This window comes from Microcoleus sp. CZ3-B2, from assembly GCF_036705055.1.
GTDB lineage: Bacteria > Cyanobacteriota > Cyanobacteriia > Cyanobacteriales > Microcoleaceae > Microcoleus.
Map to the genome: position 1 here is coordinate 1 of NZ_JAUBTN010000124.1, position 4,655 is coordinate 4,655.

Annotated in this window: 4 protein-coding genes; 2 read left to right on the forward strand and 2 right to left on the reverse strand. The window is 45.5% G+C overall.

The features are described from left to right. Positions 1–27: 27 nt before the first annotated feature. A complete protein-coding gene (locus tag QUA97_RS27885; protein ID WP_333197536.1) occupies positions 28–510 on the reverse strand; it encodes a hypothetical protein in 483 nt (160 codons plus the stop codon). Next, positions 507–2,342, reverse strand: coding sequence for an ATP-binding protein (locus tag QUA97_RS27890; protein ID WP_333197538.1), 1,836 nt, complete (start codon positions 2,340–2,342; stop codon positions 507–509). The genes QUA97_RS27885 and QUA97_RS27890 overlap by 4 nt, the downstream gene beginning before the upstream one ends. Before the next feature lie 528 nt (positions 2,343–2,870). Here QUA97_RS27890 and QUA97_RS27895 point away from each other — a divergent pair. Next, positions 2,871–3,458: a hypothetical protein gene (locus QUA97_RS27895; RefSeq protein WP_194067738.1), complete on the forward strand. Its 588-nt coding sequence runs from the start codon at positions 2,871–2,873 to the stop codon at positions 3,456–3,458. Positions 3,459–3,863: 405 nt separating this feature from the next. Then, on the forward strand, positions 3,864–4,619 hold the full coding sequence (locus QUA97_RS27900) for a DUF429 domain-containing protein (RefSeq protein WP_333197541.1): 756 nt from the start codon (positions 3,864–3,866) through the stop codon (positions 4,617–4,619). Positions 4,620–4,655: the final 36 nt, after the last annotated feature.

A 4,655-nucleotide genomic window follows, 5' to 3' on the forward strand; every position in this document is an offset into this window, starting at 1 on the left:
GAGGCGAATTGTCAGCGCCTTTGAGACTCAAATTGTGGTCTTAAGAATCCCTGTTGCTTCAGCACAGGGAGTGTCAACCGGTCGCTCTAAATTAGCCTTCAAAGGTCGCAACCAAGGACAATCTTTCCACTGCTTTGCTTGTTCCAACATCCCCTGAATTTGGGGCATTTCAAAATCTAACAACCTCCCCCATAAATGCTCTACGAGCTGTGTTTTATCCTTATCCAAAATATGCGCCGACTTACGAATAGCCCTTTGAATCAATTTCAGAGTTTCAGTTTGCTCTTCCGAAAGCAGCACATCAGAAATTCTCGCCAAATCGTAATCATCAATTAGCGCTTGTACCCCCAAAAATTCCAGTTTCGCCTCAATAAAACCGAAATCCGTCAACCAAGCGCAATAACGATTAAATTCCTGCAACACCTGAACGAAATCCCTGGGTTGATATTTCAAAAAATATTCCCTATCACCTTGACTCTGCTGCGCCAACCACACACCTAATTTGCTCATATCGGCGCTCCTTCCAACCTGTTATTAATGCTTTGGCGGTTAAGTTCTTCCACATTCACCCCAGCAGATTGCACGGTTTCATCTTTTTCCAGAAACTCGCGAAAGGAGTTGTGATAAATGTTGTAGCGAATTTCCCCGTTGATCTGTTCCTGTCGCAAAAAAGAATCCCATTTCTTTAGTACCTGCTGTACTTTAAACTCCGTCTCGCCAACGGCTTTTGCTATCCAGCGGCGAGAAACAGCTTCGTGAGCTTTCGACAGCACGTAGATAATCTTAACTTTCAATTCCAGCAGAGGATCGTCTTCCTGACCAATCATCTGTACCCAGTGTTTTTGATAATATTCCTCCAAACCCGCTGGCAAATCGTTTAAATTTACATCATTGTAAGTACCGCCTTCAATTTCATCCAGAATGTAGCGGAGATAGATAAATTTCTTTTCACTTTTCTCGGCTACCGCCGCCACAAACTGTTCCCGCTGCAAATTTCGAGCTGTAATCCAATCCTGAATTAACTCGCTTCTCTCCGTGCGTTTTGCCAGATAAGCCTTGACATCTTCCAGACTTTCTGCATCGTACTTCATCAAATCAAAAACAGTCTTGTTAGCTGCCGGCATTGGCAGGAATTTCGGTCGCTTGGAAACAATAAAATAAACGTTATCGGGCAAATCATTAGGCAAATACGAAACATTGCTGCCGCTAATTTGCAACGTCAAATCAACTTCATCCAGCGCATCCACCACAAAAATTATTTTTCTATCTGTGCTCGGATTAGCGCTAATTTCCTTCAGCAACTCGCCTAGAAAGCTGTTATTTTTCAGGGCATTTTTCGGTATTCGCGGATATTTATGTTTGAGGTGAAAACCCTCAATTAACTGAGTGCAAGCATTTTCCCAAAAAGTTTCAGCGCTGACAATCCCGTTCGGTTGCGAGTTGAAATGAGTAATGCAGCGTCGATTCAGGGACACCACACAAGCAGCCATAATCGCGCTTTTCCCGACACCAGGTTCCGCCTCCAAAACAAAATAGCCTTTCTGTTGTGTATTAAGAAACTCGTTAATTGCTTCAAACACAAATCTCCGACCGGTAAAGTCTTTAATTCTGTCCCGAATAATCGTCTCTGACTTAACGGGAATCGGCAAACCGGGTGCAGTAGGATCGATATATCTTTCCAGCAAGTTCCGAATCTGCGCCAAATCATCCCGGATACCAATTTCCATCGCATCCAATCTCGCCATCACCTGACAAATATGTTCGCGAGTCGCCACACTCTCCAACTTGTCGAGAATTTCCCGATTTTGCAGCCCCAAATCCTTGAGCTCCGCCAAAGCAATTTGGTGCAAATTCAACAGCATCGCGGCAAACTTTTCTCCTCCCTTCGCCGCATCTTGTTGGAGCACTTCGCGGTACGCCTTGGGGAATGTTTCGTAGAGTCTTTGCGCCACAAAATCCACAATTGCCGCATCAAAGGATTTCCCCTCGCTGCGGGCAAATTCCTGCAGGAAACTTGCCCAATCTTCCGGTGTCAATCCGGTAACTCGATCGAACTCTTCAACATCTGCAGAAAAAATCTTGGTTAGCTGGTCTTCCGAAATCTGCAAACCCCTTGACAAGTCGGCTGTATTCGTGTTAATGTCCAGCCAGTATTCAGGAGTTTTGTCGGCTAATTTATTTAAATCCTGTTCTGGATAGGTCAATTGTTCGGTTTCGGCGATCGCAATTAACTCATCCGACTTCGCCACATCCTTGAGAATATAGCCGATCGCCTCACCCGCCGCCTTAATCAAATCGTGATTATCCAGAATCCTCGGATTTTCCCCCAATTTTTCCGCCATCCGATTTCCCAAGTCATTCGCCGCGATATTCCCCGCAATACCACCAGCGATCGCAGCTAAGATAGAAACTCCCCCAAGGGCGATCGGGCCGCCGATAATACCCGCTGCTGCTTAAGTTTCCGGATTGGCGATCGCATTAGAAATAAGCTGCCCCACAGCCATCACCGCACTGCATCCAACTACCCGAACTTTAGTATTAGCTAAATCTACTAACGGCATAATTTAAATATTCCCCGCACTTTGCAGTAGTTTAGCGCGGCGAGATAATTAGTACAACACCCAACAGACAAACTGTCAACAGTCTAGGGTATAACGCCTTTTGCGCGATCGGCCCAGCACAACAACCATTCAAAATGCCTGCAACGATTCGGAAGATGCGAGGATCGGCTAGACTCAGATATTATATCAAATCGGTTAGCATCGGAATAGTAAATTCACTGTTAACTGTTAACTGTTAACTGTTAACATCATGTCTGAGTGCAACCGGAATTGATATTGCCTTCAAAATACTGATTTGTGTATTATTAAATGGAAAACATATCAATTCTAGAACAAGCCGCTAAATCCAATTCCAAACCATCTCCCGCCGCCGTAGTCGCCGCCCTCCTAGAAGCCGAGAAAAACGCCAAAAAAAATAAAATTCGCTATTCTTTCGAGCAATTAACCGGCAATTGGCGCCTGTGCTTTATCACCGGCACAAAAAAGACTCGACAAAAAGCAGGAATTGTGTTAGGTGCGGGACGTTACATTCCTGAGTGGGTGGCAAAAATCCAAATTGCTTACTCCCTAGAACCTGTTGCGGATGGGGAAACGCTTGGAGAAACGGGCAAAGTAGAGAATTCGGTGCGAGTTGGGGCGATCGAACTAACTCTTTCCGGGCCGACTAAGTTTTTGGTAAATAAGAATATTTTAGCTTTTGATTTTACCAGAATTACCGTGAAATTGTTGGGTAAAACTCTGTATCAAGGATTTATTCGCGCTGGTGAATCGCGGGAGGCGGAATTTTTTAGTTTGAGTGTGGGGAATCAGGCTTTTTTTACATATTTTTTAATAGAAGATGGGATAATTGCCGCGAGGGGAAGGGGCGGCGGATTGGCTTTGTGGGCGAGAGTGTAATAGACCTCTTGCACAAGTCAAATTTACCCCCCTTAGTTCCCCCTCCCGCGGGGAGAAACAAGAATCATCTTGCTCCCTCCCCTTAATAAGGCGAGGGTTGGGGTGGGGTGCTTTGGATTTTTGCAAGAGTTCTAATATCGTTTTCGCTTGCATCGGAATGATTTAACCTTATTAGTACACAGAGTACACAGAGGGAGAGAATATATATCTGAATCATTCCAATGTTACGGGATTTGATATGACACGGCCGCATCCTAATCTACAGCTACATTTTTATGTATAATCGCGGCTGACAGATGGACCGAAAACCCGGTTTCTACGATAGTTTGTCCAGAGGAACGATCGATATTCGAGAAAACCGGGTTTCTAGTCTCAGCCCGCGTCCCAAACTCAGTTTAAAATATCATGAAATTTATCGGCATCGATTTAGGTTGGAGTTCAGGGCCCAGCGGTTTGTGCTGCTTAAATTGGGAAAACAATCAATTACAATTAATCGAGTGCGATCGCCTCTTAGCAACCAACGACATCCTCACCTGGATCGACACCCAAATCTCCCCAACCGAACCAGCCATCATCGCCGTAGACGCGCCCACAATCATCAGCAATCCATCAGGAATGCGCCTCGCCGACAAACTCACGCACAAACACTTCGGGCGCTACCACGCAGGCTGCTATCCCGCTAACCTTTCCCGCCCCTTCGCCCAAAAAACAGTAGAATTTGGCCTCAGTTTAGAAGCCAGAGGATTTGTCCACGCACCGATCATAGAAGCTAAGAAATTAGGGCGATATCAAATAGAAGTTTATCCCCATCCAGCCACAATCAATCTATTTCAATTAGAGCGAATTATTAAATACAAAAAAGGAAAACTGGCAGAGCGTCAACTAGAATTGATGAAACTCTGCCAGTATATTATAGATATTTTACCGAGCCTTGAACCCTCTCTAAATCTGTCTTGTGGCACAGGCATCTTGCCTGTGAGCCTTGGCGATTCAAAACTTCCCGAAATCCCCAGCACAGCCACCCTCAAAGCCTTAGAAGACCAGCTAGATGCCTTGCTGTGCGCTTATATCGGCGCGCACTGGTGGTACTGGGGAATCGAGCGGAATCTCGTATTGGGCGATCGCACAAACGGATACATTGTTATTCCCCAAGGGAGATAAGGAGAGGGGGAGTCGGAGAGGGGGAGAGGGGGAGAT

Coding starts and splice junctions, on each gene's coding strand:
- QUA97_RS27885 (WP_333197536.1), bottom strand. CDS start 510: ATGAGCAAATTAGGTGTGTGGTTGGCGCAGCAGAGTCAAGGTGATAGG.
- QUA97_RS27890 (WP_333197538.1), bottom strand. CDS start 2,342: ATGGCGGAAAAATTGGGGGAAAATCCGAGGATTCTGGATAATCACGAT.
- QUA97_RS27895 (WP_194067738.1), top strand. CDS start 2,871: ATGGAAAACATATCAATTCTAGAACAAGCCGCTAAATCCAATTCCAAA.
- QUA97_RS27900 (WP_333197541.1), top strand. CDS start 3,864: ATGAAATTTATCGGCATCGATTTAGGTTGGAGTTCAGGGCCCAGCGGT.